Here is a 23,181-nt window from a genome sequence, read left to right on the forward strand (position 1 = left end):
TAATTCACTGTCTGATCTTCTTTTTATTCTGCCATTTGAACAACTATTTTACCAACTGCATGGTGCGTTTCACTGAGTGCATGTGCATCATAAATCCCTTGTCTAGAAAAAGGGAAAACTTCACCAATAATTGATTTCACTTTTCCAGCTGCCATCAAATCAGCAATTTTTTGTAATTGTTCTCCATTTGGTTGAAGCCAAATACTTTCAGCAGAAATATTTTTTTCGGCTGCCAATTGTTTATCTTCAATGCCCACAATTGAAACAAGACGACCTGTGTTTGGTTTTAAGACGTCAAAACTATTTTTTTGAACCTCACCACCCATTGTATCAAAAACCAAATCAACATCAGTTAATACCTCTGCAAAATTCGTTGTATGATAATCAATCACTTCATCTGCACCAATTTTTTTCAGTAAGGCATGATTTTTTGCGCTAGCGGTCGTGATGACATGTGCGCCCGCTTCTTTTGCTAGTTGAATCGCATAAGTACCGACCCCACCTGCACCAGCATGAATTAAAACAGTTTCTCCTTCTTTAAGGTGACCATGATCAAACAATGCTTGCCAAGCGGTTAAACCAGCCAACGGAACGGCAGCCGCTTCTTCAAAGCTAATTGTTTCAGGGATTTTTGCTAATAAATAATCATCCACAATCGTTACTTCTGCATAGGTACCAAAACGAGTAGTTTCAGGACGAGCAAAAACTTTATCGCCAACTTGCCAATCCGTTACTTGACTCCCCACCTCTGTAATCACACCAGCGACATCCCAACCAAGAATAATCGGAAAGGACCAATCAAACATCTGTTTTAAATATCCTTCACGCAATTTCCAATCAATCGGATTAATTGATGTCGCGTATTCTTTTACCAACACTTGATGTTCCGATAATTCTGGCAGTGTTACTTCTGCTTCTTCAAGTACCTCTTTACTTCCGTACTGATTAATCACAACAGCTTTCATAAACCAACTTCCTCTCATTTGTTTCATTTTTCACACTTTTAGTATACGCCTATTGCCTTCTTTTTATATAAGAATATGCTTTAGTTAAATTGAGAGAAAGTGGCTGTTTTTAGTCTATTATTCATAACGTAAAGATTCAATTGGATCTAATTTTGCTGCTCTTCGAGCTGGTAAAGTTCCTGCTAAAAAAGCAATAAACATAATAACTAAGATAATCGTTAATGAAGATGGCAATGAAAATTGAATTAATTTAAATCCTGTTAAAGCCTTTAAAAAAGAATCCGTTGACAAACGATTAACTAGATTTCCAACCCCAACAGCTCCTAAAATGCCTAATATTGAGCCAAAAAAGCCAATTAAAGCCGCCTCAACACTAAAAATTGTAAAGACTTTCCCATTGCTAAGTCCCATGGCTTTCATTAAACCAATTTCTCGCGTTCTTTCTTGGACAGACATATACAGCGTGTTAATAATGCCAAAGCTTGCAGCTAACAAGGCAATTGCACCAAACATGGTTAAAACGCCAGTGATTGCATTGATTATATTACGAATCATGCCAATTTCATCTTCGACAGTAGTCGCCAAATAGCCAGCTTTGTCTAAATCTTTTTTGATGTCCTTAATCTGCTCTGGCGTGCTGTCTTTTTTAACTTCAGCAATAATCATCGCGTATTGATTTTTTAAATGTTCTGGAAGATCTGCTTGATTGATTGAGACAACTTTATCAATCAATGCTTTATTCATCAGCGAGAGCCCATTTTGAATGACACTGGCATTTCTAACTCCAACAATTTTTGCTTCAATAACTTGCTCTTGTCCTTTCAAGGAACTTGAGATACCTAATTGAACTGTTTCTCCCACGGCAGCTTTACTAGATGTATAGCCGAGCGCTTTTACATATTCTGGTGACAAATTAATTTCGAAGTCCTGGCTCGTTTGCGAAACTTTACGGCCAGCCTCTAAATCAATGGTCATCTCATCTAGCGCAGAAGTTGCTGAAAATACATATTTATGCTTATCTGCTCCTTTTATATAATCGATAGCAACGGATTTCATTGGTTCAACTGATGTAACATCCGAGATTTTTTTAATCTTCTCAATATCTTTTTCAGCAAGCATACTTTGTTGTTGAATCGTACTGGTTTTTTTCTCTGGATTATATTTACTTGGTTCTGTTCCGTTACCAACATTCATCTCCATTTTTGGCTGAATAAATAACTGATTTGCACCACCGACACTGCCGACTTGTTTGTCAATATAATCATTTACACCAATATTGACTCCTGTAGTTAAAGCTATGGTAAATGCTCCAATAAAGATTGCAATAATGGTCAATACGGTTCGACCTTTATTACGCATTAAATTGGTACTAGCTGATTTTAAAATATCTCTAAATTTCATTTACTCATCTCCTCCTACAATCAAGCCGTCTCGAACATGAACTTGCCGATCACAACGTGCTGCTAAGTCTGGATCATGTGTCACAATAATTAAGGTAATTCCTTTATTTTTATTTAAATCAAATAACAATTCTTCAATTTTCTTCCCAGTGGCAGAATCTAAATTCCCTGTAGGTTCATCTGCAAAAATAATTTGCGGATTATTAACTAAAGCACGCGCTATACATACCCGTTGTTTTTGGCCACCAGATAAATTATTCGCTTTATTTTGAACTTTATCTTCCAAACCGACTGCTTTTAACGCATCTAAAGCCATCTTTTTCCTCTTGCTACCGGAAATACCACCAATTTTTAATGGTAAAAGAACATTATTTAAAACTGTATCCTTGGCATTCATAAAGAATTGTTGAAAAACAAAACCAAATTCTTCATTTCTCGTTTTATTCAGCACTTTCTTTCTAATACTAGTAACATTTTTACCATTTAAATAAATATCTCCTGAAGTTGGTTGATCTAACAATGCCAAAATGTGCATAAATGTTGATTTCCCAGAGCCACTTTTACCAATTATGGCCACAGATTCACCTTTTTCAACTTTTAAATCAACACCTTTTAACGCATCAAATTTTGTTTCGTTCTTTCCATAACTTTTTTTAATATTTTTTGCTTCAATTACCGCCATGTTACCCCTCCATTTTTCATTCTTTGTCGTTTACTTATTTACAAAGTTTTTTACTCTTTTCATACTCCTTTCTTCTCTTTCTATTTTGACGGAAGCCCTTTCCTTTGTCATGGTACTTCCGATGTATCTCTTAATTAAAACAATAAGAACATGTTCCAAATTCACCTCATTGAACATGTTCTTATTAATTAGTTATGCATTTACGCGTTTAATTTCACGATGTTTATTCAATAAATAGGCCAAACCAAGATTAATGCCAACAAAGCAACTGATTGTCAGAAGAAGTGGTAGGACAGTAAAACCAGTGGATTGATAACCAACCATTGCTTGCAAGACATGGAGCATTCTCAGGCGCATTGGTGCCCCCCCTAATTGTGCAATCGTGCCCAGTAAAATAGGAATCATTAATAACAGCAATAAAACAATGAGTTTTTTTACGCCATCTATCCGATCATTAAAGACACCTGCTAACAAGCCAAGTGAGCCACTAAGCATTAGTAAGATAAAAAAGAGCAACCACGACATGAAAAAGTTTCCTTGCGCATAGACATCAATTAATTTCATTGATAATTGAAAATGAGAAATGAAATTGCCGCTAAATACTTTAATCAGTACAAGTACAGCCAAGGATCCAACCAAAGATAAAATAGCATTACTTACAAAATTCACCAAAAAAATCGTCCAGCGGGAAAGCCCGTTTTGAATAAACAGTTTAAAATCTGTGTTTACCCCTAAAAATGATAGTATCCCCATAAAAACCAGACAAGGAATTACTGCATCAGAGCTGACAGTATTTACGTCGTTAGAAAAGAGCAAGCCAATAAGAGGAAAAAGAATGCCGAACAAAGCATAAAAGCCAAAATAAATTGCTAAAGAACGGACTTGATAAATAACACGATACTGCAAAGCTGTTTTAAATTTCATTTTACTTTTCCTTCTTTCTATTGGTTAATTGCACAAAATATGTTTGTAAATTTAGCGGCGCAATTTGAACCTCTGCTTTTTCAGTCGGCAAGTCGCCGTACACGTAAGCCGTAACTGCCCCACCTAAAGTGTCCATGCCTAAGATTTCCAATGACTGAGTATAGCGCTCTACTTGTTCTTTCGGCCCAGAAACAATGCGACCGTTTTTCAAAATTGTTTCAATAGATTCTGCGCGAATCAATTTTCCTTGATCAATGATGATAATATCTTCTAATAAATTCGCAATTTCTTCAATCAAATGGGTAGAAATCACAAACGTACGGGGACGTTCTTGGTATGTCTCAATTAAATAAGTATAAAATAATTCCCGATGATTGGCGTCTAAACCTAAGACTGGCTCATCTAAAAAAATATACTCACAGGGGACGGATAGCGCCACTATTAGTTTAGCAATACTCCGATAACCAGTTGATAATTTTTTGAATGTCTTTTTACTATCTAAACCAAAATCGCTTAACATTTGTTCGGCTAAAGACCAGTCAAAGGATCCATAAAAACCTTCAGTCGTTTTAAAAATATCTTTAATTTTTAACTGAGGAGGAAACAAATTATCTTCACTCATTAAGTAAATATGAGTCAAAGCAGCCTCATTATCGGTCACTGTTTCTCCCGCCAATTTAACGGAACCTGAAGTGGCAAAACTTCGATTATTTATGATATTTAATAACGTACTTTTACCAGCCCCGTTTCTGCCTAAGAGCCCATAAATCGTTTCTTTTTCAAAAGTAATTGAAATATTATCTAGTGCTTTTTTTTGATGATATTTTTTGCTTACTGATTCCACCCGCAAACTCATGCGTCATACCCTCTTTCAATTAGTTGTTTTAATTGTTCAGCTGTAATCCCTAATTTTTTAGCTTCTGCGACAACTTCTAAGACTTCTTTATTTAAAAATTCTTCTTTCCGTGCACTTCTTACTCTCTCTTGAGCGCCTGGTAAAACAAACATGCCAATCCCCCGTTTCTTTTCAATCAGCTGTCGTTCTACTAATAAATTCATTCCTTTTAAAACGGTGGCTGGATTGATTTGGTAACTTTTTGATATTTCTGTGGTTGAGGGAATTTGTTCGCCTTCTAAGTAAGCGCCATTAAAAATTCCTTCGGCAATCTGATCGGCTACTTGCTGAAATAAAGGCTTTTCCCCCGAAAAATTAAATTCCATTTTTACACCTCGCTTAAATGGTTAACTGCTTATGTAACTAACTATATATCCTAGAAATTCTTTTGTCAATAAAAAACCATTGTTTCCAAAGAAATTTTTCTTTGAAAACAATGGCGATACTTTTGAGTTTATTGAATGGTTTCGTTCTTATAGGGTTCCATTGTATAACAATTCATCGGTTGTTTCGTTGACAATTTTTAAGCGATTTTGCTTTTTTATCAAAATACTTTTATAGGTCGTTCCTGTAGCCTTTTCTTCCATCACAAGAACGCGTTTATACTCATTATCAGTGACTTTCTTAATCGTTGTTTGATTTAAGGACGGAATTTTTTCTTTTAGCGTTTTTTCTTCCGCCAGACCTTTTAACATTTCTGATTCTGTAGTGGAACTTGTGGATTTACTAGAATCGCTTGATACACCTTCGTTATTAGACGCACTTTCAGATGACTTGCGACTTGATTCGGTTACTTTAGACTGTGATGATTCACTGGTATTGGTTGAATTCATTTGGTTTTGGGTTTGGTTTCCACATGCACCAATCAGTAACCCAACGCCTAAGATAGAACTTGCTAAAATTGTTTTTCTAATCACTTGCATGACCTCCTACATCTATCATTACTTTAACCTTAACATTTTTCAGCTAAGAGAACAATTTTTCAGATTAGAAAAGACCACTAGTCGTTATTTAAATAAACGAACTAATGGTCTTACTTATTTAGGAATGATCTTCATATGAGTGAGTGGGTAATAAACAAATTGTGCTTTCCCTAAGATTTGATCTGCATGTATTGCACCAAAAGAACGGCTGTCTTTGGACATACGGCGATTATCACCAAGCACAAAATAGCTATCTTTAGGTAATTTTTCTTGCATTAACAATTCTTTTGAATCAAAATTCGTAGTGTAAGGCATCGTTTCATGATCTTTTTTTCTGTTTTTAGTTAAATACGGTTCAGCGATTGGCTGATTATTGACATATAATTGATCGTTTTCGTAACGCACAGCTTCTCCTGGTAAACCAATCACACGTTTAATCAGAATCGATCCTGTGTCTGTTTTAAAGACCACCACATCAAACCGTTTAATGGCGGAGAATTTTTCCATCACAATCATATCTCCTTGATTCAAGGTTTTTTGCATGGAATGGCCATCCACCCGAACAGGAATCAGGAAAAATCCTCTTAAAATAAAAACGGCTACGATTGCAGGTACTAAGATTTTCAGAAAGTACATTAAATACCCAACATAATCACGTTTCTTCTTCAACTTCGTGCCACCTTTTTTCTAGTTTTTTTGAATTTCTTTGACTGCTGTATCGTAGGCAGCGTCATTTTCAAGAATTAATTTACCTAAAGTGGCTTCAATTTTTGTGGCTGTTTCATTGTCGATTTCTCCAGTTACAGGCAAGCCATTTTTCTGTTGAAGATCGCTAACCGCTGCTTTTGTTTCTGCGGTGTAGTTTGCATTGTTTTCATCAACAGGATACGCTAATACAGCTAAAATAGCATTTAAGTTCTGAATATCTTCAGATTGATCTCCTTCTTTTAGCGTTTTATCGCGAGGAATCAATTTTAAATAGGCATACTCGGGGTAATCAGCTTTGATGGTTGGTTCAATTCCTTTTTCGTTGATCCATTCGCCTTTTGGTGTTAACCATTTTAAAACAGTCAATTTTATTTCGGTTTGGTCATTTAAATCCTTCACCGTTTGGACCGTTCCTTTGCCAAATGTTTTCGTTCCAATTAATGGGAAATTCGCAGATTCATGCAGTGCTGCAGCAAAAATTTCGGATGCACTGGCACTATTGCCATCAATGATAACTGCAACAGGTTCTTTTACTTTAAAGCCGTCGTCTAATTCTTTGGAAGCAACTTCTTTCATCGTACGACCTTTTTTGTCTTCAAATTGAACAATTGTTTCGCCATTTTTTAAAAACATACTGGCCATTCGCTCTGCTTGATCTAGCAGTCCACCAGGGTTTTGGCGTACATCAATTACAAAGGATTTAGCTCCTTTGTCACGTAAATTCGTGATTGTTTCTTTCAATTCTTGATATGTTTTTTTACCAAAGGACGAAATTTTAATCGAGCCAATTTGTGCATCTTTTTTGTCTAACTCACCTGTCACTGTTTTAACGGGAATTTTCCCACGTTTGATTAAGATATTTTTAGTTTCTCCCTCTCTTTGGATAGTCAATTCAACGGAAGTTCCTTTTTTACCTCGGACTTTTGAGACGACTTCTGCTAGTTTCATCCCTTTTGTAGCTGTACCATCAACTTTTTCAATAATATCGCCTTCTTTGATTCCCGCTTTTTCAGCTGGGGAATCTGCTACAGGGGCCTCTGCTACAACTGGTTCGCCATCTTTCATTGTCATAGTGGCACCAATTCCTTCAAAATCGCCAGATAAGCTTTCGTTTAAATCATTGGCAGCAGATTCATTTAGATAAGTTGAGTATGGATCTCCAATGGCTTCAGACATGCCTTTTAAGGCGCCTTCAACTAATTCATTTTTATCTACTTCACCTACATAATTGGTACTAATTTCATTATATAAATCCTGCACTTTGCTTAAATCAGCATTGGTAATTGCCCCTTCTTGACTCATCTTTTTAACACGATGATCAAAATAAATATAACTACTTCCTCCAGCTAAAAATGCGACACAGAGGAGCGAAATAATATATTGATAAAAAGGAACAGTTCGTTTGTTCTTCATAGATTTCATCTCATTTCTAACAAATTCGTCACTACTTTTGTTTACTATAACATGAATGAAAAAAGAGGAAAAGCTTTGTTTGCTTTTCCTCTGGATTTATTTATTGTTTTCAAGGTACTTTTCCCATAACTCATCAAAGATGTCCATGTTACTTAAATAGTCAGCATTCATTTCTAAATAAGAAGAAAGTTCATGATAATCCTCGGTTTGTTTTGGAAACTGAATATCTTTGGCCGCTTCATTGGCAAAATCAGTTTCAGGATCTTTAGCCGGACCTTTTAATGTCATTAAGTAATGGTAAAAGCTTCGTCTCATGTAAATTAATCACTCCATTTTTCTTCGATAAATTCACTTCTACGTTGATGGGACAATCCATAACGCAAAGCGTCTTTTTTATAAAAGTCTTGATGGTATTCTTCAGCAGGATAAAATGGTGCTGCTGGTTCGATAGTGGTAACAATTGGTTCTGTAAAACGGCCGCTATTAGCTAGACGTTCTTTACTTTTCTCAGCAATTTCTTTTTGTTCTTGAGAACGATAAAAAATAACTGGCCGATAATTATCGCCGCGGTCTTGAAACTGACCGAAAGCATCAGTAGGATCCGTTTGTTGCCAATAAATATCCACTAATTGTTCGTAAGAAATAATCGCTGGATCAAAAGTGATTTCTACTGCTTCCGTATGGCCTGTTGTGTGTGTTAGAACCTGTTCATATGTTGGATTAGGCACATGCCCACCTGTATAACCCGAAACAACTGAGATAATCCCTGGTTGTGTGTCAAAAGGCTGCACCATACACCAGAAACAGCCGCCTGCAAAAATTGCTTTTTCTTCCATCTCTAACACTCCTTTTTTATTTCTCTTTTGGCAAGTATATATTCATCCGAATGTCATCGTCAACTAAATTAATCTTTTCTGCTCGAACAAATAGACCATTTTGCATTCTAAACTGATCTAAACGTAATAAAACAGTTTGATCATCTGGATTGATTTCAACCCATTTAGGTAGTTTGTAAGAACGTTTAGCAAATTTCAATACTTCTTTAATTGGCAAGCCTAACGTTCCTATAGATAAACTTTTTGCTTTTAATTGTACATTACCATTCGCCATCACGTAAGGATCAAAATATAAGTAAAAAGGAATGTCATGCCCTAACACCTGAAATGTTCCATTTAATAAAGCATCATTTTCTAAATAAAATTTATATTTGATCTCCGAGCCTTTTTGAAAGTCGGCTAAATAAAAGTCAATCAGTTTGTTCACTTGTTGTTTTTTTGACTGAATGGTGACGACTGGCTCGCCTTCTTTTTCAACAATTGCTGGTATTTTCTTTAAATCTGGTTCGCGAACTTGTGTTGCTCGAAATGTCACGAAAGCTACACTACCAATGACTAAACCCACTAGAACAAGAAAAGCGATTTTCCAGGGATTTCGTTTAGGATTGGTTGGTTGTGTCTTTTTAATTGATTTACTTGTTTTTGGCTTTTCTTCATTCATTTTATTCACTACCTTCTGATTTTGTTATCCATTCTTTCTCTGTCTTGACCATTTCATCCCGGACAGCTCCGGCCATAATTTGGTAGCCAAGATTATTTGGATGGAAGCGATCTTCTTCATATAACAAATTGTTTAAATCCTCTTTGCTAGCACTACTTCCTGTAGTTTCTGAGTCGCCACCAGTTACGCCAACTTCATCGCCACGACCTTTATAGAGTAAATCATTGATAGGAATGAAATAGGCTCGTTTTTGCTCTTGAACCATTTCTTCGGTTGCTTGATTCCAGTTATCAACGATTTCTTGCATTTCTGTAATTTCGGAAAAGTTTAAGTAGAAGGGATTGTAAATTCCTAAGACATAAATAGGGGCCTTCTCGTTGTACTCTCGGATTTCTTCAAGTAGTCGTCTTACTCGGCGTTGATAGGCTTTTTGTGGACGATTGAACGAGCTGACTTTCAAGTCGAAAATATTACTACTAATTACTTTCATTAAGTCATTTCCACCAACCGTTAGCGTAATCACGTCCGCAGAGGCAAGGCCCTTTTGAATTTCAGGTTTTTCTTTGATTCGTTTTAAAATTTGGTCACTACGATCCCCATTTTTCCCAAAATTGTCTGTTTGAACACCGTTCAAGTTGTAGTGTTCTTTTAAATCATCTGCCACAATAGGAACAAAACCTCCACTATTCGTCAAATCGCCAATTCCTTCAGTTAAAGAATCACCGATTGCTGTATAATGAATGACTTCTTTTTGATTTTTTTGAGCAGTTGTGGCCACTTTCTCTTGCTTTAATAGTGGCTTTGCTTTGGGGATGGCCACACTTAACAATGTAAAAACACCTAGCGCAATGAGGATAGGTGTTAAGACGGTCAGCAAAATATGCTGTGTTTGTTTTTTCATCTTCGTCACTTCCTTTTAAATAAACTAACAAGAAATTTTCCTTTTCTTGTTAGAAAGAGGTTGCGTCTACTCATTTAAGAGTGAGACCCAACCTCGTTATTTCTTAGTCTGTATAGTACATAATAGCAAAGGCATTTTTTCCTGTATGTGTTGCAATGACTGGATTCGTATGTAATACGGGAATATCCATGTCTTTAAAGATTGCTTGTAATCCTTCTTTGAATCCATTTGCTAGTTCTAGCCCATCCGCATGAGAAATGCCAATTTGTCGAACATTTGGAATCTTACTTAATTCTGATTTCAATTCGTCAAACCATTTATTAAACGTTTTAACGCCGCGGCCTTTCGCTACAGGAATCAATTCCGTATTTTCAAAGTCCATGACAACTTTCATATTAAAAATGTTTGATAATAATCCTGTTGTACGGCTGATTCGTCCACCTTTAACCAAATTATCCAATGTTGAAATGCCAATGTATAATTTAGTATTTTGTTTGACGCGTTCAATTTCAGCTAAAATTTCTGGAACACCCGCTCCCGCTTGTGCCAATTTTGCTGCTTGAATGACTTGGAAAGACAAACCTTGGTCTGTAAAATCGCTATCAATCACCGTTACTTTACTTGATGATAAGTTGCTAGCTTGACGGGCCGCTTCAACCGTTCCACTTAAGCCTTTTGTCATGTGAATCGAAATTACTTCACTGCCATCTTCACCTAAGCGATCATATAATTCTACAAATTCACCAATTGGTGGTTGACTGGTTTTGGGTAAGGCCTTCGCATTAGCCATCATGTCCATAAATTTTTCGCCTGGCAAATGATCATCATCTGGATAAACAACGCCATCAACCATAATTGATAAAGGCATCATATGGATATTTAATTCATCTCTAAGACTTTTTTCCATCGTACATGAAGAATCCGTTACGATTTTAACGTTTGTCATAAATTTATCACTCTTTCTTTAAAAGGAACCTGTTTTCATGGTAGAATACCATTAAACGGTTAATTATCTAGTTATAGTATAACAGACACTGCCGAATTTTTCATCAAATTAAAATAAAGGAAGTGAATTTATTGGAAAAAACGCATTTCTCAAAAAAATACCTAATCGTGAACGAAGTCTTAAATGCAGTTACACATGGCATAGGCGCAGGTTTAAGTATTGCTGGCTTAGTCATTTTACTTGTTAAAGGAGCTCGTTTAGGCTCACCGATTCACGTGGTATCTTATGCTATTTATGGCTCCATGTTGATTCTACTTTTTTTATCTTCAACGTTATTTCATAGTTTAATTTTTACAAGAGCCAAAAAGGTCTTTCAGGTCTTCGATCATAGTTCTATTTTCTTATTGATTGCTGGCAGCTATACGCCGTTTTGCTTAATTAGTATTGGCGGTTGGTTAGGTTGGACCTTATTTAGTTTAGTCTGGTTAATCGCCATTGTCGGTATTGTCTATAAATCCCTCACGTTGCATAAACAAGAAACAGTGAAAAACATTTCAACGATTATTTATATTGTTTTAGGTTGGCTCTGTATCATCGCTGCTCGTCCGTTATATGAATCTCTTGGGTTTACAGGAACAGCGTTATTGGTCGCAGGGGGTGTGTCTTACACATTAGGTGCAGCCTTCTATTCATTGAAAAATGTGCGGTTTATGCATGTGGTTTGGCACTTGTTCGTCATGCTTGCAGCGATCCTCATGTATTTTTCTGTTCTCTTTTATACGTAATCACAGCACAATAAGAACACGATGCTCAAAGCATCGTGTTCTTTTATTGCCCTAAATCTCTTTATTATAAAGGATTATTCTTCTTTTCGAATTATTTTAACATAAATTAGTAGAAAAGACTTTACAAAACGAACATACATTCGTATAATAACAATACGAACACTCGTTCGAATCAAATGAAGAGGTGATACACATGGAAGCAATTCGTCGTGTTGGATTTTTATTTTTTGTATTGGTTATAGGTATTTTTTTGGGAACATTAGGATTACGTCTTGCTTTTATGATCGTGACGCCGTTATTTATTCTTTGGTTTATGTCATGGGATGAGAAGCGTTATACACGTACACGTAAACAACAGCAAGCAAGATACGTTTATCGTAAGTTCCCTTAATAAATAATAAAACGGTGTGTTCCCCCCAAGCTACGCTCCGTTTTTATAAATATGTCAAAGAAAGAGCGAAGGATTAAATCCTTCGCTCTTTCTAATTAAATTAGATTAGTATTCCATTAAGGTAACAATATCGTAGCCATCAATTTTATCGCGGCCATGTAAATCCATTAATTCAATTAGGAACGCACAACCAACCACAATACCACCTAATTGTTCGACTAATTCGATGGTTGCTTTAATTGTACCACCAGTTGCTAACAAGTCATCACAAATCAAAACACGTTGACCTGGTGTGATGGCATCTTTGTGCAACGTTAATGTATCTGAACCATATTCTAAGTCATAAGTCACTTCGATGGTTTCACGAGGAAGTTTTCCTTTTTTACGAACCGGAGCAAAGCCAACCCCTAGTTCATAAGCCACTGGACAGCCGACAATAAAGCCACGAGCTTCCGGTCCTACAACCATATCAATTCTTTTTTCTTTCGCGTAATCCACGATTTGTTTTGTTGCTTCACGGTAGGCATCCCCATTAGCCATTAATGGAGAAATGTCACGGAACACGATCCCTTTCTCAGGATAATCTGGAATGCTTGCAATGTAATCTCTTAAATCCATTTTTATTTGTCCTCCTCATTCCACAGCCATTGTTGTATTGTTTGACAATCACTGTAAAGTAGAAATTCTTCTGTTTTTATTTTTTTCAATCGTTGTTGGTACACTTGACTTTCAGTCAATGGTCGATTGTCGGGTTTCTCAATACTGTTTAAAACACCGCTTTCTATTGTAACAAATCCTAAGTCAAAAAACACCTGTATCATGAAAATTAATAATTTTTCTTGGATATTTAAGTAATTTGCCACCTTCGATAGCTGGGAACGTAGATTTACTTCTTTTTGCTGCAAAATAAATTTATACAATGTTGCAAATTGTTCACGTGAAGCCATACCGTTTAAATAAGCTTCTTCTGGTGAAATAAACATCATGTATATACGTTGTATCTCAGTCGCTTCAACAATTTCTTTAACCGTGATTGCTTCCACAGGACAGTCGACAAAAACCAGTTGTTCGATTTGATTTTGAGAAACAGCTTCCACCAATTCTTCTTGGTTTGACCAAACAATAATATTAGCGGTTGGATCTGAAATGAATTTTTGATTTTTTTCATCAAACAAAAGATAAGCTGTTGCTTCTGAAGGAATTGGTTTCGTTTGATTATTTTTGCCACGAAAATCAAATAATTGTCTTCCCGATACAGCAAAATCAGTCACCATTAATTGTGGTTTCTTACGACCATTCCATTCATTGATAGAAAGTTGGCCTGCCACATCGGCGGTTCCTTGTGCTAGTTCATCCGCTTGAGGCCCCATTTGAAAAGCAATTGCATCCAATTGTGCCCCTTCTTGATTCATTTGAAATTTCAGATGTGCATTATCTGCACCAATTTGACGAATTTGCGTAGGCGTGATTTCCTTAAATACAAAAGTTGGCACAGTATTATCAGTCCCAAAAGGCGCCAAAATACGCAATTGATCAATAAAAGCAGTCGTTGCCTGCGAAACCGCTAAGCTCTCACTAATGAGCAACTCTTGTCCATTAGCCATATCAATTTGATTTTTTTCAATAAAGTGTGCCAAATGTTCTTGAACAAAAGGAATATTTTCAACAGGTAAAGTCATTCCCGCTGCCATATGATGCCCACCAAAATGAGTGAATTGCTCACGCACTTCGTTCAACGCCTCATAGAGATTCAATGCGCTAATGCTACGTCCAGAGCCTTTAGCGGTCGTACCAGATTCATCTATTGCTAAAATAATGGTTGGTTTCCCTGTTTCTTGCATAATGCGGCCCGCGACAATCCCTAAGACGCCTTCATGCCAGCCTTGTTTCGCTAAAATATGGACCGGCGCATTCGGGTCGATTAAATCCAGCGCTTCTTTGGCAATCGTCGTTACAATGTCTTTTCGTTCATTGTTTTGTTGATCAATATATTTAGCGATTTCCAGTGCTTGCTCTTCATCAAATGTAGTCATCAATTCAACACCTGGTGCGGCTTCCCCTAATCGACCTAACGCATTTAAACGGGGTCCGATGGTAAAGCCAATTGATTCTTCTGAAACAGCTTCCTTTTTCACACCCGCTTCTTGTAGTAAAACGTCTAAACCAATTCGATCACCAGTTTGAATCATTTGAAGGCCCATTTTGACAAACGTTCTATTTTCATCGGTTAATGAAACCAAGTCAGCAATCGTCCCAATTGCTACCAAATCTAATAACTCAATTGGCAATTCACCAAGTAACGCAGTAGCGACTTTGAAAGCCACGCCAACACCAGCTAAATCTCCAAAAGGATAGTCACCTTGCGGATGTCTAGGGTGGACAAGCGCATAGGCCTCTGGTAATTGTTCAGGCAATTCATGATGGTCAGTAACGATTACATCTACTCCTTGTGCCATAGCGTAGTTAATTGCTTCATGTCCGGCTACACCATTATCAACGGTTACAATTAATTGGACTCCTTGTTCAATTTGTTCGGCAAATACGTCTTTATTAGGTCCATATCCATGAACAAAACGATTTGGTAGAAAGTACTGAACCATGCCACCGACTAATTCGATTGCTTCTTTCATAACCGTGGTACTAGTGATGCCATCTGCATCATAATCCCCATAGACAAGGATTTGTTCACCCGCTTCGACGGCTTGCTGGATACGGGCTACCGCTTTCTCCATATCATGCATTAAGAACGGATCATAAATATCTTCGATAGTCGGATGTAGAAACTTACGTAATGCTTCTTCTGTCCGGATATTGCGGTGCCATAAAAGTTGGCCAATTAATGGATTAATTTCTTCTTTTTTTAATTGTTCTATAAATTCTACAGGTAATTCTGTCTTTGTCTGTAACTGCCATTGATAGTTTGATTTTTTCACGACGTCACTCCTAACCAAGTAATTATAGCAAAATTTTTCCAAAAACTAAAGAAAGCATTTTTTTAAATCTGAGAAAAAAACTGTGATATCTGTTAGATAAATAGCAGATATCACAGTTTTATTTTAAAAGAAACTTAGTGATAAAGTCTCTTCCTTATTTTTGTTCCTCTTCATTCACACGAGGTTTCACATAACGATCAATACGACTACCTGACACAGGCGTTGCGTCTACTTCTGTGTTTGATGTTTGTTCGTTGACCACTGGTTCTGCGACTTGTGGTGCTGCCGCTTGTTTGGCTTGCAAATCAGCCAATTGATTATCAAAAGAACGTTGAACTTTTTCCGTTTCTTCTTTGACTAATTTATCCATATCATTTTTATAAATATCCAACTCTTTTTGTACAGCTTTTAATTCCTTACGTTGGTTCCAAATGGTGGTTGTGGAGGTTAGTAACCCAACTAGTGCGCCAATAATTGCAGAACCTAAAATAATTAAGATTAACGGTCCACTAATTTTAGTAAAACCAAAGTTTACTGGAACAGCTTGATTATTTAAAACAGCAAAAATAACAACAATTAAGACCAACACAAGGCCCAAAATAACACGCCATTGATTTTTCATGACTTGATCGACTCCTTTATTTTTTATTTAAAATATTTCCCGCTATGAAATCTCCTAAATGTGGAAACAATGTATAAAAGCGGGCAGCCGCTTCCATGACAAACGGACGATTAATCTCACGTCGAGAAGTCCCCATACTCCCAACCACTTCTCTCGCTAATTTCGTAGGGTCTAAAACAATTTTATCCACCGCAGCTAGATAAGTGCCTGTCGGGTCCGCTTTATCAAAGAATTCTGTTTGGATTGGTCCTGGATTGACAGTCGTTACTGCTACACCCAACGGTTTCAATTCTAAACGTAAAGCATTTGAAAAACCTAACACAGCAAATTTCGTTGCAGAATAAACGGTTGATTTAGCTGTAGCCATCTTCCCAGCCATTGAAGCAACGTTGATAATATGTCCTTGTCCAGCTTCAATCATTTTAATAGCTACTTTTTGAGTAAACGTCATCATTCCTAAAACGTTGACATCAAACATTTGGCGCGCAACAGCCAAGTCAATCTCAACAAAATTTTCAAACAAGCCAAAACCAGCATTATTGACTAAAACATCTATAGAACCAACTTCTGCTGAAATAGCTTCAACCACACGTTCAACGCTTTCTGGATCGGCAATATCTAATTGATAAGAAAATGCTTCTCGTCCGCTTAAAGCGGCACACTGCTCGCGAACTTTACCAATCAAATTAATTCTGCGGGCGCAGACAACGACGACTGCCCCTTGTTTAGCTGCTTCATAACAAATTTGTTCACCTAAACCAGCTGAACCTCCAGTTACGACAACGACTTTATTTGTTAAATCCATCTAAGCTCCTCCTTCATTGGCAAATGGAATCTCAATGATATCCATATCTTTCACGATTTTTGTATTGGGGAAAATTTCTTGGGCTTCTTCTTGAAGCTGATAGGCCTCTTTGGTTAAATAACGGGCACTAATATGCGTTAAGATAAGTTGTTTTACTTGCGCTTCTTTTGCAACTTCAGCTGCTTGTTGACTGGTTGAGTGGAAGTAGGCTTTTGCCATTTTTGCTTCGTGTTTATTAAACGTACTTTCATGGACTAAAACATCCGCTCGTCGTGCTAAGGTTACGCTATTTTTGGTTTTGCGAGTGTCTCCTAAAATCGTCACGATTCGTCCAGGTTTACGCTCTCCCACAAACGCTTGTCCATTAATTTCCTGTCCATCAAAAACAATCGTTTCACCACGTTTGAGTTTGCCATACAATGGCCCAGAAGGAATCCCTAAAGCTTGAAGTTTCTCTACTTGTAATTCTCCTTCATGCGCTGCTTCCTCAATTCGATAGCCAAAGCTCGTGATGCCATGGTCCAAGATATTACAGCGAACAGTGAATTGTTTATCTTTAAAAATAACGTCATTTTCTTTCGTTAATTCAATAAATTTCAGTGGATAGGACAACCGCGATTGCGAGACCCGTAAAGAAGTCTTGACAAAGTCAGCAACCCCAACTGGTCCATAGATTTCTAAAGGTTCTGTCCCGCCCTGAAAAGAACGACTACTTAACAAACCAGGTAAACCAAAAATATGATCCCCATGTAAATGTGTAATAAAAATCTTTTCAATTTTTCTTGGGCGAATACTACTTTTTAAAATTTGCAATTGCGTCCCTTCCCCACAATCGAAGAGCCAAACTGCATTTCGTTCATCTAATAATTTCAACGCAATCCCTGTGACATTGCGATGTTTTGCTGGCACACCAGCGCCTGTTCCTAAAAATTGTATTTCCATCTGCTACCATACTTTCTTTTAAACTTCCTTTTTATTTTAGAAGAAGTTTGCTCCTTTAGCAAATAATAATTTATCCATTTTCTCAAAGTTTTCTTCTTAGTTTACCGTATTTTACGATAAAATAACAAAAAATTAGCAAACTACCATAAAAAACCGTGATTTCTTAGTATTTTAAAAGACTGTTTCCCTTTATTCAGAAAACAGTCTTTGCTCCTTATTCTTCTTTCGATGTCGCTTCTTTATGTTGTTCTTTTTTTGCTTGCCACGATTGTTTCGCTTCATTTGCAACTTCGTTCGCATCGTTAATTTCTTGTTGGACTTCCTCTAAATCAAGCCGCGTGATTTCGCCACCTAAGTCAAACATAACCAATTGGTTGAGCGGACGATTGTCTTCTTCTTCTGCAATTAATAACAATCCCGTTTGTCCTTCATCAATCTTTTGAATCACATGTTCAAAAACCGTTTGTGCTTCTTGAATTTCTTTGGCGTCTTTGCTTGCACCATACATACTTCCAGCAAACCAGCCAAAAAGAATGCCCAGAGGACCACCTAATATGCCTACTAGCATTCCAATCATGCTATCTTTTGATGTATGATTGTTGCCTGTAAAATCGATAAAATCATTGATTTTAAATTGATGCTGGCCATCATTAACATGCGTAACAACCGCCATTTGCTCACCTTTAAGCTGTCTTTCTGCCTGCATCTTTTTTATTTCGGAAAATGCTTGGTACGATTTACTTTCAATATCAAAGTTCATAATGATAATTCGTTTTGCCATACAAATCGCTCCTTTATTCTGGATACATCTATTTTAGCAAGAAAGGCCTGTTTCTAGCAATGAAAACTTTTTGGTTATGTATAAAAAAAGAAGATAGCTAGGCTACCTCCTTGTTAATGCTTATTTACCATCAAGAATATTTAAACGGACCTTTTTCGGACCATCGATACGTACACTATAAACAATTGTCCGAATTGCTTTTGCAACACGCCCTTGTTTACCAATGATACGTCCAATATCTTCTTTGGCCACAGTCAAATTATACTCGAGGAAATCAGTTGATTCCTCAATTTCTAATGAGACTGCTTCAGGTTGACTGACTAACGGACGGACAATAGTTAAAATTAACTCTTTCACATCTGCCATATTCAATCACCTTATTTCTTAACGTTTTTAGCTTCATGATGTTTTTTCATAACGCCTTCTTTTGAAAGGATGTTACGAACTGTATCAGAAGGTTGCGCACCTTTAGATAACCAATCTAAAACTAAATCTTCTTTTAAAACTACTTCTGCAGGGTCTTTCAAAGGGTTGTAAGTACCTACAGTTTCGATGAAACGTCCATCACGAGGAGAACGAGAATCAGCTACTACAATACGGTAAAAAGGACTCTTTTTAGAACCCATACGTTTTAAACGAATTTTAACTGCCATTATTAAATACACCTCCATTAACTTAATCACAAGAGTTAGTTTAACAGATTAACAACAACCTGTAAAGAGTTTTTTCTTGACACCTTTACTTTTTTTCAATTTTTTTAGCCAATTTGCAGGAAAACAAACGAAATAATGAAGAATTTTTACAAAATTTGATAATAGTTGTACTGGTTTCTCACTTGAAAGCCTTCTGTTTGATAGAGATGAAGCGCTGCTTGATTTTCTGTTTCAACTTCTAAAAAAATAGTCGCTGAGGCTGAATTTTCTAAAATCATTCGGAGTGCAGACTGTAACACTTGACGGCCAAGGCCACGACCTCGTTGCGTTTTTGTCACAACAAAGCCATAAATCCCCCATTCGTTTTCAAAATGATCCAAACGTAGCGTGGCTAAAAGTTGATTGTTTTCTTTATAAATAAGTGTTCGTTGAAGGTCCTCCGGCAAAGGCGTACCTTCGAGTAACCTAGCCAAGGAATCCAAATCAGCCACTTGTGGTCGGAGAAGTGTCAGCTTCGCCAACGCCTGTGAGTAAGTTTCTCTTTGAAAAACCAGATACTGTTCTGAAAAAGCTGGCACAATTCCTTGTCTATTAAAATAATTCAGGCCAACAGATTGCTTGTCGTCCATCACGAGAAAGACTTCTTTCATTCCCCACAAAGCTGCTTGCTTTTCGAGTTCTTGAACAAGTTCTTCAAAAAATGGTCCTACATTTGGCGCAACAATCGTCGCTTCCAAGGTTTCCCCATCAAAACAATACCCTACGATATATGCTTGAATGGTTTGTTCCTTCCTGTATAAACCATAATAAGTATAAGCTGATTCCTCAGGAAATGTTTGTTCCAATTTATAAAAAGTTCCTTGTTTAATCATTTCCTTGTTTTTTAATTCAGTCAATGTCTGTTTCTCCAACTGTGTTAACTGTCGGCGCCATTTTATTTTTTTATTCAAGCAGTTGCTCCTTTACTCGTCCTTTTACTAGCTATTATACGTGAAGTTACGAAGTTCAACAATGTACAAGGATAAAACGTTTGCGCTTTTTTTGAAAAAGTACTATCATAAAGTAAGTAAAAGAAAAATGGAGGGATTTACATGACAAAAAAAATTGGTATTTTTGTAGGGAGTTTAAGAAAAGATTCATTTAACAAATTGGTAGCAAAAACAATGGCGGACTTATTTCCAGCTGATTTCGAACCTGTTTTTATTAACATTGGTGATTTAGAGTTATACAACCAAGATTTGGATGATGAAGGAACCCCCACCGAAGCTTGGACAACATTCCGTGAAGAAGTTAAACAAGTAGATGGCGTGATGTTTGTAACACCAGAATATAACCGTTCAGTACCAGCTGTTTTAAAAAATGCATTGGATGTCGGTTCACGTCCGTATGGCGAAAGCGTTTGGGATAAAAAACCCGGACTTGTGGTGAGTGTTTCACCAGGTGCAATTAGCGGATTTGGTGCAAACCATCATTTAAGACAATCATTAGTCTTCTTAAATGTTCCAACTTTACAACAACCTGAAGCCTATATTGGCGGTATTACGAACTTAATTGATGAAGATGGTAAAATTATTGATGGCACTGTTGGCTTCTTACAATCAATTGTAGATGCTTACGTGGATTTCTTTAATCGCTTAACTGCCTAATTGAATCAATCGAGAAAAAGTGAGGCAACTTTTTACAGGTTGTCTCACTTTTTTTATTTTTTTGCTTGACCTTCTCGTTACGTAAAGGTTTATGATAGATTTTGTCAGGAGGAATGAATGATGGAATATACAATTAAAAAAATGGCTTCACTATCTGGCGTCAGTGCACGGACGTTACGATATTATGATGAAATTGGTCTTCTTCAACCAGCCAGAATTAATTCTTCTGGTTATCGAATTTACGGGCAAGCCGAGGTGAATCGTTTGCAACAAATTCTTTTTTACCGTGAATTGGATCTGAAACTAGATGAAATTAAAGAAATTTTGGAGCAACCTGACTTTAATGTTGAACAGGCTTTATACGAGCATCAACAAAAACTATTGGAAAAGCGCAATGAAATTGATCGTCTTTTAGCCTCTGTTCAACAAACCTTACACCATTACAAAGGAGAGATAAACATGTCAGATCAGCAAAAATTCGAAGCATTCAAACAACAACGAGTTCAAGAAAACGAAGAAAAATATGGTAAAGAGATTCGGGAAAAATATGGCAACGAAACGATTGAACAAGCCAACAAAAAATATTTAAACTTGACGGAAAAAGACATGCAAGCAATGCAGAACGTGGAAAAAGATTTATTTTCTAAGTTAGCCATGTATCAAAAATCACCCAAGTTGACTAGTCAACTTGCGCAAGAAATTTTCCAATTACACAAAGATTGGTTAATGTACTCTTGGTCAAGCTATTCGCCAGAAGCACACAAAGGCTTAGGCCTTATGTATGTTGGCGATGAACGATTTACGTCATATTATGAACAACACGGCGCTGGTTTTGCCGAAGCGTTAAACGCAATTATCCAAAACTACGCTTAAACAGAAAGTGCGCCATCAGTCGAAGAGACTGATGGCGCACTTTCTGTTTATTATGATAATTAACTAAAGCCTGTTTATCTTTTTTTCTTTTTCTTCTTTTTGTTTTTCTTCATCATACGATTCATGGCCATTTTACCTAGCTTGCCTTTAACGCCGCCACCTAGCATTTGATCCATACCAGGAATGTTCATATCCCCTTTGGACATTTGTTGCATCATTTTTTTGGATTCTTTAAATTGTTTAATCATACGATTGACTTCAACCACACTATTTCCTGAACCAGCTGCAATTCTACGGCGGCGACTAGGATTTAATAGATCAGGATTTTCACGTTCTGCAGGGGTCATTGATAAGACCATCGCCCGTTTCCGTGCCACATCTTTTGGATCGACTTTGACATTTTCAATACCAGGCATGTTACTCATTCCAGGGATCATTTTTAATAAGTCTTCAATCGGTCCCATGCCCATAACTTGATCCAATTGCTCAATGAAATCGTTAAAGTCAAAACTGTTTTCTTTCATTTTTTGAGCAAGTTCTTCTGCTTTTTTCTCATCGTAATCTTGTTGCGCTTTTTCAATTAGCGTCAACATGTCCCCCATACCTAGGATACGACTTGACATACGATCGGGATGGAAAATTTCTAAATCGGTTAATTTTTCACCAGAACCGACAAATTTAATCGGAGCCCCCGTTACTGCCCGAATTGACAGCGCAGCCCCCCCACGAGTATCGCCGTCCATTTTGGTAATAACAACCCCAGTAATTCCAAGCTGTTCATTAAAACTATCTGCAACGTTGACAGCATCTTGCCCCGTCATCGCATCAACAACTAACAGAATTTCATTGGGATTAGCCAACTCTTTAATTTGTTTCAATTCGTCCATTAAAGCTTCGTCAATGTGTAAACGGCCGGCCGTATCAATTAAGACATAATCATTTTTCTTTTCTTTTGCTAACGCTAACCCTTGACGAACAATTTCCACTGGATTAGCATCGGTTCCCATATCAAAAACGGGAACTTCTAATTGTTGACCTAAAACCTTCAACTGATCAATCGCTGCTGGACGATAAACGTCACCAGCGATTAAAAGCGGACGAGCGTTTTCAGTTTTCATTAAGTGTTTGGCTAATTTACCAGTAAAAGTTGTTTTACCAGCCCCTTGTAACCCTGTCATCATAATCACTGTTGGGATTTTTGGAGATTTATTCAGTTCAACCGTTTCTGAACCTAACGTTTTCGTTAATTCTTCATCAACAATTTTTACAATTTGTTGGGCTGGTGATAAGCTTTCTAATACTTCGACTCCTACTGCCCGTTCTCTGACACGTTTTGTGAAATCTTTGACCACTTGTAAATTAACGTCGGCTTCTAATAAAGCCAAACGGATTTCTCGCATCATTTCTTTTACGTCGGCTTCGGAAACTTTTCCCTTACGACGGATTTTACTCATTGCCTGTTGTAGGCGGTTTGTTAAACTCTCAAAAGCCATAGT

The 23,181-nt window shown here is 37.0% G+C and carries 28 protein-coding genes; 4 read left to right on the forward strand and 24 right to left on the reverse strand.

What is annotated here, in order from left to right; all coding sequences use genetic code 11:
- Window positions 1-23 precede the first annotated feature (23 nt).
- The 14 genes from IGL48_RS07140 to IGL48_RS07205 all read right to left on the reverse strand — a co-directional run bounded on the left by IGL48_RS07140 (window position 24) and on the right by IGL48_RS07205 (window position 11,254).
- Window positions 24-992 (reverse strand): NADP-dependent oxidoreductase, encoded by a 969-nt coding sequence (locus IGL48_RS07140; protein WP_025190737.1) that lies wholly within the window; start codon window positions 990-992, stop codon window positions 24-26.
- A 90-nt stretch (window positions 993-1,082) separates the two neighbouring features.
- Entirely contained in the window at window positions 1,083-2,366 is a 1,284-nt protein-coding gene (locus tag IGL48_RS07145; protein WP_010824680.1) for an ABC transporter permease, read from the reverse strand.
- Window positions 2,367-3,047 (reverse strand): ABC transporter ATP-binding protein, encoded by a 681-nt coding sequence (locus tag IGL48_RS07150; RefSeq protein WP_002357457.1) that lies wholly within the window; start codon window positions 3,045-3,047, stop codon window positions 2,367-2,369.
- Window positions 3,048-3,239: 192 nt separating this feature from the next.
- A complete protein-coding gene (locus tag IGL48_RS07155) occupies window positions 3,240-3,971 on the reverse strand; it encodes a hypothetical protein (protein WP_002357455.1) in 732 nt (243 codons plus the stop codon).
- A 1-nt stretch (window position 3,972) separates the two neighbouring features.
- The gene (locus tag IGL48_RS07160; protein WP_002409464.1) at window positions 3,973-4,827 is read right to left on the reverse strand and encodes an ATP-binding cassette domain-containing protein; all 855 of its coding nucleotides are present in this window, start codon (window positions 4,825-4,827) and stop codon (window positions 3,973-3,975) included.
- Window positions 4,824-5,192 carry a GntR family transcriptional regulator gene (locus tag IGL48_RS07165; protein ID WP_002357453.1) on the reverse strand — a complete coding sequence of 123 codons (369 nt, stop codon included), beginning with the start codon at window positions 5,190-5,192 and terminating at the stop codon, window positions 4,824-4,826. The genes IGL48_RS07160 and IGL48_RS07165 overlap by 4 nt, the downstream gene beginning before the upstream one ends.
- 147 nt (window positions 5,193-5,339) lie before the next feature.
- Complete coding sequence (locus IGL48_RS07170) at window positions 5,340-5,789, reverse strand: hypothetical protein (RefSeq protein WP_048949469.1); 450 nt, start codon at window positions 5,787-5,789, stop codon at window positions 5,340-5,342.
- A gap of 114 nt (window positions 5,790-5,903) precedes the next feature.
- Window positions 5,904-6,458, reverse strand: coding sequence for a signal peptidase I (gene lepB / locus IGL48_RS07175; protein ID WP_002382369.1), 555 nt, complete (start codon window positions 6,456-6,458; stop codon window positions 5,904-5,906).
- Window positions 6,459-6,476: 18 nt separating this feature from the next.
- Window positions 6,477-7,919: a S41 family peptidase gene (locus tag IGL48_RS07180; RefSeq protein WP_048949470.1), complete on the reverse strand. Its 1,443-nt coding sequence runs from the start codon at window positions 7,917-7,919 to the stop codon at window positions 6,477-6,479.
- 87 nt (window positions 7,920-8,006) lie between these two features.
- Window positions 8,007-8,225: a YozE family protein gene (locus IGL48_RS07185; protein ID WP_002357449.1), complete on the reverse strand. Its 219-nt coding sequence runs from the start codon at window positions 8,223-8,225 to the stop codon at window positions 8,007-8,009.
- 5 nt (window positions 8,226-8,230) lie between these two features.
- Window positions 8,231-8,746 carry a peptide-methionine (S)-S-oxide reductase MsrA gene (gene msrA / locus IGL48_RS07190; RefSeq protein WP_002357448.1) on the reverse strand — a complete coding sequence of 172 codons (516 nt, stop codon included), beginning with the start codon at window positions 8,744-8,746 and terminating at the stop codon, window positions 8,231-8,233.
- Between the two features lie 16 nt (window positions 8,747-8,762).
- Window positions 8,763-9,416 carry a YpmS family protein gene (locus IGL48_RS07195; protein ID WP_002377303.1) on the reverse strand — a complete coding sequence of 218 codons (654 nt, stop codon included), beginning with the start codon at window positions 9,414-9,416 and terminating at the stop codon, window positions 8,763-8,765.
- A complete protein-coding gene (locus tag IGL48_RS07200) occupies window positions 9,409-10,308 on the reverse strand; it encodes an SGNH/GDSL hydrolase family protein (RefSeq protein WP_002365717.1) in 900 nt (299 codons plus the stop codon). The genes IGL48_RS07195 and IGL48_RS07200 overlap by 8 nt, the downstream gene beginning before the upstream one ends.
- A gap of 103 nt (window positions 10,309-10,411) precedes the next feature.
- Window positions 10,412-11,254, reverse strand: a complete 843-nt coding sequence (locus tag IGL48_RS07205) for a DegV family protein (RefSeq protein ID WP_002357444.1) — start codon at window positions 11,252-11,254, stop codon at window positions 10,412-10,414.
- Window positions 11,255-11,385: 131 nt separating this feature from the next.
- Here IGL48_RS07205 and trhA point away from each other — a divergent pair, with 131 nt between their 5' ends.
- Together trhA and IGL48_RS07215 are read left to right on the forward strand one after the other, a co-directional pair.
- Window positions 11,386-12,039, forward strand: coding sequence for a PAQR family membrane homeostasis protein TrhA (trhA, locus tag IGL48_RS07210; protein ID WP_002357443.1), 654 nt, complete (start codon window positions 11,386-11,388; stop codon window positions 12,037-12,039).
- 193 nt (window positions 12,040-12,232) lie between these two features.
- Window positions 12,233-12,430, forward strand: coding sequence for a hypothetical protein (locus tag IGL48_RS07215; RefSeq protein WP_002360203.1), 198 nt, complete (start codon window positions 12,233-12,235; stop codon window positions 12,428-12,430).
- Window positions 12,431-12,535: 105 nt separating this feature from the next.
- Here the strand turns inward: IGL48_RS07215 and IGL48_RS07220 are convergent, their stop codons facing one another.
- The 9 genes from IGL48_RS07220 to IGL48_RS07260 all read right to left on the reverse strand — a co-directional run bounded on the left by IGL48_RS07220 (window position 12,536) and on the right by IGL48_RS07260 (window position 20,116).
- Window positions 12,536-13,048 (reverse strand): adenine phosphoribosyltransferase, encoded by a 513-nt coding sequence (locus IGL48_RS07220; RefSeq protein ID WP_002357441.1) that lies wholly within the window; start codon window positions 13,046-13,048, stop codon window positions 12,536-12,538.
- Window positions 13,049-13,050: 2 nt separating this feature from the next.
- Window positions 13,051-15,363 carry a single-stranded-DNA-specific exonuclease RecJ gene (gene recJ / locus IGL48_RS07225; RefSeq protein ID WP_048949471.1) on the reverse strand — a complete coding sequence of 771 codons (2,313 nt, stop codon included), beginning with the start codon at window positions 15,361-15,363 and terminating at the stop codon, window positions 13,051-13,053.
- 154 nt (window positions 15,364-15,517) lie between these two features.
- Window positions 15,518-15,985, reverse strand: coding sequence for a LapA family protein (locus tag IGL48_RS07230; protein ID WP_002357439.1), 468 nt, complete (start codon window positions 15,983-15,985; stop codon window positions 15,518-15,520).
- Between the two features lie 16 nt (window positions 15,986-16,001).
- The gene (locus IGL48_RS07235) at window positions 16,002-16,790 is read right to left on the reverse strand and encodes an SDR family NAD(P)-dependent oxidoreductase (protein ID WP_010824686.1); all 789 of its coding nucleotides are present in this window, start codon (window positions 16,788-16,790) and stop codon (window positions 16,002-16,004) included.
- Window positions 16,791-17,732, reverse strand: a complete 942-nt coding sequence (gene rnz, locus IGL48_RS07240) for a ribonuclease Z (protein ID WP_002361891.1) — start codon at window positions 17,730-17,732, stop codon at window positions 16,791-16,793.
- Between the two features lie 214 nt (window positions 17,733-17,946).
- On the reverse strand, window positions 17,947-18,513 hold the full coding sequence (locus IGL48_RS07245; RefSeq protein WP_002357436.1) for a hypothetical protein: 567 nt from the start codon (window positions 18,511-18,513) through the stop codon (window positions 17,947-17,949).
- A gap of 120 nt (window positions 18,514-18,633) precedes the next feature.
- Entirely contained in the window at window positions 18,634-18,879 is a 246-nt protein-coding gene (locus IGL48_RS07250) for a KH domain-containing protein (protein WP_002357435.1), read from the reverse strand.
- A gap of 11 nt (window positions 18,880-18,890) precedes the next feature.
- On the reverse strand, window positions 18,891-19,166 hold the full coding sequence (gene rpsP, locus IGL48_RS07255) for a 30S ribosomal protein S16 (protein ID WP_002357434.1): 276 nt from the start codon (window positions 19,164-19,166) through the stop codon (window positions 18,891-18,893).
- Between the two features lie 146 nt (window positions 19,167-19,312).
- Entirely contained in the window at window positions 19,313-20,116 is an 804-nt protein-coding gene (locus IGL48_RS07260) for a GNAT family N-acetyltransferase (protein WP_010824687.1), read from the reverse strand.
- A gap of 141 nt (window positions 20,117-20,257) precedes the next feature.
- Here IGL48_RS07260 and IGL48_RS07265 point away from each other — a divergent pair, with 141 nt between their 5' ends.
- Both IGL48_RS07265 and IGL48_RS07270 read left to right on the forward strand, forming a co-directional pair.
- Complete coding sequence (locus IGL48_RS07265; protein ID WP_002377294.1) at window positions 20,258-20,812, forward strand: NADPH-dependent FMN reductase; 555 nt, start codon at window positions 20,258-20,260, stop codon at window positions 20,810-20,812.
- A gap of 117 nt (window positions 20,813-20,929) precedes the next feature.
- A complete protein-coding gene (locus IGL48_RS07270; RefSeq protein WP_002377293.1) occupies window positions 20,930-21,685 on the forward strand; it encodes a MerR family transcriptional regulator in 756 nt (251 codons plus the stop codon).
- Window positions 21,686-21,759: 74 nt separating this feature from the next.
- Here IGL48_RS07270 and ffh read toward each other — a convergent pair whose 3' ends face one another.
- Window positions 21,760-23,178: a signal recognition particle protein gene (gene ffh, locus IGL48_RS07275; RefSeq protein ID WP_002360194.1), complete on the reverse strand. Its 1,419-nt coding sequence runs from the start codon at window positions 23,176-23,178 to the stop codon at window positions 21,760-21,762.
- Window positions 23,179-23,181: the final 3 nt, after the last annotated feature.

This window comes from Enterococcus sp. DIV1090, from assembly GCF_050537975.1.
In the GTDB taxonomy this organism is placed as follows: domain Bacteria; phylum Bacillota; class Bacilli; order Lactobacillales; family Enterococcaceae; genus Enterococcus; species Enterococcus faecalis.

Coding starts and splice junctions, on each gene's coding strand:
- IGL48_RS07180 (WP_048949470.1), bottom strand. CDS start 7,919: ATGAAATCTATGAAGAACAAACGAACTGTTCCTTTTTATCAATATATT.
- IGL48_RS07205 (WP_002357444.1), bottom strand. CDS start 11,254: ATGACAAACGTTAAAATCGTAACGGATTCTTCATGTACGATGGAAAAA.
- IGL48_RS07200 (WP_002365717.1), bottom strand. CDS start 10,308: ATGAAAAAACAAACACAGCATATTTTGCTGACCGTCTTAACACCTATC.
- IGL48_RS07235 (WP_010824686.1), bottom strand. CDS start 16,790: ATGGATTTAACAAATAAAGTCGTTGTCGTAACTGGAGGTTCAGCTGGT.
- IGL48_RS07220 (WP_002357441.1), bottom strand. CDS start 13,048: ATGGATTTAAGAGATTACATTGCAAGCATTCCAGATTATCCTGAGAAA.
- IGL48_RS07170 (WP_048949469.1), bottom strand. CDS start 5,789: ATGCAAGTGATTAGAAAAACAATTTTAGCAAGTTCTATCTTAGGCGTT.
- rpsP (WP_002357434.1), bottom strand. CDS start 19,166: ATGGCAGTTAAAATTCGTTTAAAACGTATGGGTTCTAAAAAGAGTCCT.
- rnz (WP_002361891.1), bottom strand. CDS start 17,732: ATGGAAATACAATTTTTAGGAACAGGCGCTGGTGTGCCAGCAAAACAT.
- IGL48_RS07140 (WP_025190737.1), bottom strand. CDS start 992: ATGAAACAAATGAGAGGAAGTTGGTTTATGAAAGCTGTTGTGATTAAT.
- msrA (WP_002357448.1), bottom strand. CDS start 8,746: ATGGAAGAAAAAGCAATTTTTGCAGGCGGCTGTTTCTGGTGTATGGTG.
- IGL48_RS07150 (WP_002357457.1), bottom strand. CDS start 3,047: ATGGCGGTAATTGAAGCAAAAAATATTAAAAAAAGTTATGGAAAGAAC.
- IGL48_RS07165 (WP_002357453.1), bottom strand. CDS start 5,192: ATGGAATTTAATTTTTCGGGGGAAAAGCCTTTATTTCAGCAAGTAGCC.
- IGL48_RS07245 (WP_002357436.1), bottom strand. CDS start 18,513: ATGGCAAAACGAATTATCATTATGAACTTTGATATTGAAAGTAAATCG.
- IGL48_RS07270 (WP_002377293.1), top strand. CDS start 20,930: ATGATGGAATATACAATTAAAAAAATGGCTTCACTATCTGGCGTCAGT.
- IGL48_RS07185 (WP_002357449.1), bottom strand. CDS start 8,225: ATGAGACGAAGCTTTTACCATTACTTAATGACATTAAAAGGTCCGGCT.
- IGL48_RS07250 (WP_002357435.1), bottom strand. CDS start 18,879: ATGGCAGATGTGAAAGAGTTAATTTTAACTATTGTCCGTCCGTTAGTC.
- IGL48_RS07145 (WP_010824680.1), bottom strand. CDS start 2,366: ATGAAATTTAGAGATATTTTAAAATCAGCTAGTACCAATTTAATGCGT.
- IGL48_RS07215 (WP_002360203.1), top strand. CDS start 12,233: ATGGAAGCAATTCGTCGTGTTGGATTTTTATTTTTTGTATTGGTTATA.
- IGL48_RS07155 (WP_002357455.1), bottom strand. CDS start 3,971: ATGAAATTTAAAACAGCTTTGCAGTATCGTGTTATTTATCAAGTCCGT.
- IGL48_RS07265 (WP_002377294.1), top strand. CDS start 20,258: ATGACAAAAAAAATTGGTATTTTTGTAGGGAGTTTAAGAAAAGATTCA.
- IGL48_RS07160 (WP_002409464.1), bottom strand. CDS start 4,827: ATGAGTTTGCGGGTGGAATCAGTAAGCAAAAAATATCATCAAAAAAAA.
- IGL48_RS07230 (WP_002357439.1), bottom strand. CDS start 15,985: ATGAAAAATCAATGGCGTGTTATTTTGGGCCTTGTGTTGGTCTTAATT.
- ffh (WP_002360194.1), bottom strand. CDS start 23,178: ATGGCTTTTGAGAGTTTAACAAACCGCCTACAACAGGCAATGAGTAAA.